This is a genomic window from uncultured Lutibacter sp. (genome assembly GCF_937891065.1).
GTDB lineage: Bacteria > Bacteroidota > Bacteroidia > Flavobacteriales > Flavobacteriaceae > Lutibacter.
In genome coordinates this window covers 1-4507 of sequence record NZ_CALAEQ010000039.1, presented here as the reverse complement: position 1 = coordinate 4507, position 4507 = coordinate 1, and the positions used below count along the sequence as shown (strand labels likewise).

Genomic DNA, 4507 nt, shown 5'->3' with positions numbered 1-4507 from the left:
TATTATATAATTTTCTATGTAATTGGATATAGAAAAAAAGTAGTTATGTACAATTTAACAATTACTTTTCCTGAAAAATCTAAAGAAGAGTTAATTACAATTCAAAAGAAATTTTACAAACATTTTGTTGATGTTTTTATTGAAATGATTAAATCTTTTACTATTTCAAAAGAAGAAGTTTACAAACGCTATACTTATACCAATATTGATTTTTTTACTGAATTGTATAAAGATGGTAAAAGTGTTTCATTAACAGGTCCTCATTACGCAAACTGGGAATGGATTATGAGTTTAGATTCTTTTGTAGATTACAAAGGGTATGCAGCTTATACCCGAGTCAACAATCCTTATTTAAATAAAAAAATATTAGATTCTCGTGCAAAATTTGGAACTAATTTAATTCCAACAGCTAAAATTTTATCAGAAATAAAATATAACTCTGAACATAAGATACAAGCTATGTATGGCTTGTTAAGTGACCAATCTCCACAGCTTAAAAAAACACATTATTGGAATCATTTTTTAGCCGTAAAAGTACCAATTCATACAGGAGCAGAAATGCTTGCTAAAAAATTTAATATGAATATGGTTTATATAGCAACAAAAAAAATAAAACGTGGTTATTATGAAACTTCTTTTAGTTTAATTAGTAATGATGCGTCTAAATATCCTGATTATCAACTAACTGACATTTTTTTAGAAAAGGTTGAAAAACAAATTAGAAATCAGCCAGAATATTATTTTTGGACTCATAAACGCTTTAAACATAAAGATAAAGCTCCTAAAAATTAATTTTTAGTTAAATTAAACTTAGCACCAAATACATACATGTTTTCTAAAAAAGTAAAACTCTGAGATGCCGAATCTGTTTTATTTGCTGTAGTTCTAATATCTCCCATATTTATATAACCAACTTTCAAATTAGATTGAATAAAAAAGTGTTTAAAAAATGTAATATTTAAACCTACGTGAGCAGAAATTCCATAACCCGAAACATGAAACTCATCATATCGTTCTTTGCCTAATAAAGTGGTATTTGTTTTTGGATATAAAACACCTACTCCAACTCCTTCAGTTAAATTAATATCAATATTTTTTATTGGAAATTTCAACCAGTTATCTAGGTTATCAAATCTACTAACTTCAACATTTACATAATTTAAACCGTCAGTATGTTCAAAAAGTAAAAAATCTTTAGTCAATACAATTTCATCATTATTATAAGTACCATCAAAATCACCACCAGTATTGATATTTCCATTTATTGAAACTGCTTGATCATTTCGCATTACATATTTCATATGATCTACACCCAAAGAGATTGTGTAATTTTCCTTAAAAAAATAACCTATTCTAAAATTTGTTTGTGGGTTTGTTAATTCATCTAATTTAAAATAATAAATACCAAAAGGCTTTGGTTTATCAATAGATTTAACATCTTTTAAAGTAAAACTATAATCTTCTCCCTTAAAAGTAATATCCGATGCTGAAAAATGACCTCTATTCCAACCCCAATATGCAAACATTTTACCTTTATTATTCCTTGCATCATTATAATTAACTTTTTGAGCATCTAAAACTTCTTGAGAAAAGGTAACAGTACCTACTAATATTAGAACTACTAAAACTATATATTTCATTATATTCTTTATGTTTTAAACTATTTCCTTTATTTCTGATATAAAACGTTGAGCTAATTCATCAGCACTGATTTGAGAAGTACTTTCAGTGTAAATTCTAATAATAGGTTCCGTATTTGATTTTCTAAGATGTACCCATTCAGTTTTAAAATTAATTTTAACGCCATCAATTGTAATTACATCTTCATTTATATATTTAGCTGCAATTGTGCTTAAAATCTCATCAACATTAATTTGGGGAGTTAATTCAATTTTATTTTTACTCATATAGTAGTTGGGATAGCTTTCTCTTAATTGTTTACAAGAAACTTTTGAATGCGCCAAATGTGATAAAAATAAAGCAACACCTACCAATGAATCTCTACCATAATGAGATTCTGGGTAAATAATTCCTCCGTTACCTTCACCTCCAATTATTGCATTTGTTTTTTTCATTAATTCAACAACATTTACTTCTCCAACTGCACTTGCCTGATATTTACCTCCATGCTTTTCAGTAACATCTCTTAAAGCTCTAGATGATGATAAATTAGAAACTGTATTACCTTTTGTTTTTCCTAAAACATAATCTGCACAAGCAACTAATGTATATTCTTCTCCAAACATAGAACCATCTTCACAAACTAGTGCAAGTCTGTCTACATCAGGGTCTACTACAATACCTAAATCTGCTTTTTCTTTAACAACTAATTCTGAAATATCTGTTAAATGTTCTTTTAAAGGTTCTGGATTATGAGGAAATTCTCCATTTGGCTCACAATATAATTCTACACATTCAACGCCTAATTTTTCTAGTAAAGCAGGTATTGCAATTCCTCCAGTAGAATTTACAGCATCAACAACTACTTTTAATTTTGCTTTTTTTATAGCTTCAATATCAACCAATTCTAAATTTAAAACCTCTTTTATATGTTTATTAATATAGTTTTGCTTTTTTCTGAATTTTCCTAATTCATCAACTTCTGAAAAAATATAAGAATCATTTTCTGCAATTTTTAATACTTCTTCACCATCAGCTGCATTTAAAAATTCTCCTTTATTATTTAATAACTTTAAAGCATTCCATTGTTTTGGATTGTGACTTGCAGTTATAATAATTCCTCCATCAGCATTATCTAATACAACAGCAACTTCAACTGTTGGAGTTGTTGATAAACCTATGTCAACTACATTAATCCCTAGTCCAACCAACGTGTTTCCAACCAAACTACTTACCATTTTACCTGAAATTCTAGCATCTCTTCCTAAAATAACAGTTAAATTTTCTTTACTTGAATGGTTTTTCAGCCACATTCCATAAGCCGCAGCAAACTTTACAGTATCTATTGGTGTTAAATTATTATTTACCACTCCTCCAATTGTGCCTCTTATTCCTGAAATTGATTTTATTAATGACATGCTTTAAATTTAGTTGGTAAAGATAAATCTTATTGATTTAATAACGAAAAAAAAAGCTGTATCGTTTGATACAGCTTTTTAAATTTATATGAAATGAAAATATTATTTCCCTTCCATTTTTTTCTTTAATGCAGCTAAATCTCCACCTAAATCACCAAGAGTTGTTTTCTCAGAAGTATCAGCTTTTTGCTGAACTGCTTTGATGTTTTTCTCTTCTTGTGCTTTAAATATTGATGTATGTGAAGCGACAACACGTCTAAATTCTTTGTTAAATTCAATAACTTTAAACTTGTCTACATCTCCTTTTGCTAACTTAGTACCATCTTCTTTAATAGTAAAACGACTTGGAACAAATGCTTCAACTCCATCTTCTAATGAAACAATTAAACCTTTATCACTTTTATCTTTTACAGTACCTTCATGAATTGAATCTATAGCAAATTTTTCTTCATGTGCATCCCAAGGATTTTCATTAGTTTGTTTGTGACCTAAATTTAATTTACGTCCTTCAACATCTAATTCTAATACTTGTACTTCTAATTTATCACCTACAGTAGTAAAATCTGACGGATGTTTAATTTTCTTAGTCCAAGAAAGATCAGAAATATATACTAAACCATCAATTCCTTCTTCTAATTCAACAAAAACACCAAAGTTAGTATAGTTACGAACTGTACCTGTATGTGTTGAACCAACTGGGTATTTTTCAGCAATTGCATTCCATGGATCTGGATGTAATTGTTTAATACCTAATGACATTTTTCTATCTTCTCTATCTAAAGTTAAAACTTGAGCTTCAATTTCATCACCAACTTTTACAAAATCTTGTGCAGAACGTAAGTGAGTTGACCAAGACATTTCAGATACGTGAATTAAACCTTCAACACCTTGAGCTACTTCAATAAATGCTCCGTAATCAGCAAGTACAACTACTTTACCTTTTACATTGTCTCCAACTTTAATTGACTCATCTAATGCTTCCCATGGGTGAGCATTTAATTGTTTTAATCCTAATTGAATTCTTGTTTTCTCATCATCAAAATCAAGGATTACAACGTTTAATGTTTGATCTAATTCAACCACTTCACTTGGATGGTTAATTCTAGACCATGATAAATCTGTAATGTGAACTAAACCGTCTACACCACCTAAATCAACAAATACACCATAAGAAGTAATGTTTTTAACAACACCTTCTAATACTTGTCCTTTTTCTAATTTACCAATAATTTCTTTTTTCTGAATTTCAATATCAGCTTCAATAAGAGCTTTATGAGATACAACAACGTTTTTAAATTCGTGGTTGATTTTCACAACTTTGAATTCCATTGTTTTCTCTACGTATTGATCGTAATCTCTAATAGGTTTCACATCAATTTGTGAACCTGGTAAGAACGCTTCAATTCCGAATACATCAACAATCATACCTCCACGAGTTCTGCATTTAACGAAACCGTTAACTACTTCAC

4 protein-coding genes are annotated in these 4507 nt (G+C 28.9%); 1 reads left to right on the top strand and 3 read right to left on the bottom strand.

Annotated elements, in window-relative coordinates; all coding sequences use genetic code 11:
* On the top strand, positions 1 to 792 hold a 792-nt coding region (locus Q0352_RS02380; protein WP_299523026.1), incomplete at its 5' end, for a lysophospholipid acyltransferase family protein.
* Here Q0352_RS02380 and Q0352_RS02375 read toward each other — a convergent pair.
* From Q0352_RS02375 to rpsA, 3 genes are all read right to left on the bottom strand, one after another.
* On the bottom strand, positions 789 to 1640 hold the full coding sequence (locus tag Q0352_RS02375) for a hypothetical protein (RefSeq protein ID WP_299523023.1): 852 nt from the start codon (positions 1638 to 1640) through the stop codon (positions 789 to 791). The genes Q0352_RS02380 and Q0352_RS02375 overlap by 4 nt on opposite strands.
* Before the next feature lie 15 nt (positions 1641 to 1655).
* Positions 1656 to 3038, bottom strand: coding sequence for a phosphoglucosamine mutase (gene glmM / locus Q0352_RS02370; RefSeq protein ID WP_299523020.1), 1383 nt, complete (start codon positions 3036 to 3038; stop codon positions 1656 to 1658).
* Between the two features lie 102 nt (positions 3039 to 3140).
* Positions 3141 to 4507 (bottom strand): 30S ribosomal protein S1 (gene rpsA, locus Q0352_RS02365; RefSeq protein WP_299523017.1); only part of this gene is annotated, 1367 nt, incomplete at its 5' end.

Coding starts and splice junctions, on each gene's coding strand:
- Q0352_RS02375 (WP_299523023.1), bottom strand. CDS start 1,640: ATGAAATATATAGTTTTAGTAGTTCTAATATTAGTAGGTACTGTTACC.
- glmM (WP_299523020.1), bottom strand. CDS start 3,038: ATGTCATTAATAAAATCAATTTCAGGAATAAGAGGCACAATTGGAGGA.